Consider the following 667-nt stretch of genomic DNA (forward strand, 5'->3'; position numbering starts at 1 on the left):
TCCGTCGGTGATCACGTCCGCCCCGGCGCCGCCGACGATCCAGTCCTCGCCGTCGCCGCTGGTGATGGTGTCGTCGCCGTAGCTGCCGTCGTCGGTGGCGGTGATCTCCGTCACCCGGCCGAGGTCATCGAAGGTCATGAGGCCGGTATCGGCCAGGATGTAGCCGCGGCCCTGGCCCGAGGCGATCTTGTCGCTGCCGGTCCCGCCGACGATCCAGGCGTCGCCGCCGCCGGTCGTGACCACATCGTCACCGCCGCGCAGGACTTCCGTCGCCTCGACCCGGACGATCACGCCGTCGGCCAGCGTCACCGCGCCGAGGTCGCCGAGGATGACCGCGTCGCCCTCGCCGTCGGTGATGCTGTCGGAGCCCTCGCCGCCGAAGACCCAGGCCTTCCCGTCGCCGGTGGTGATGGTATCGCCCTTGCCTTCTGCCGCGACGATGCTGCTGACCGAGGTCAGCACCCCGCCCGTCGCCAGCACCGAGCCCAGATCGCCGAGGATCAGCGCGAAGCCGTCGCCGTCCTCGATCAGATCCGCCCCGGCGCCGCCGACGATCCAGTCCTCGCCATTGCCGCTGGTTATGGTGTCGTCGCCGGAGGAACCGTCGTCGGTGGCGGTGATCTCCGTCACCCGGCCCTGAGCGTCGAATGTCATCAGCCCGGTATCG

General features: G+C 70.6%; 1 protein-coding gene. It reads right to left on the minus strand.

What is annotated here, in order from left to right:
• On the minus strand, nucleotides 1-654 hold a 654-nt coding region (locus C5F48_RS24370; RefSeq protein ID WP_373454374.1), incomplete at its 3' end, for a calcium-binding protein.
• Nucleotides 655-667: the final 13 nt, after the last annotated feature.

It is taken from the genome of Cereibacter changlensis JA139 (assembly GCF_003034985.1).
GTDB classification, from domain to species: Bacteria; Pseudomonadota; Alphaproteobacteria; order Rhodobacterales; family Rhodobacteraceae; genus Cereibacter; species Cereibacter changlensis.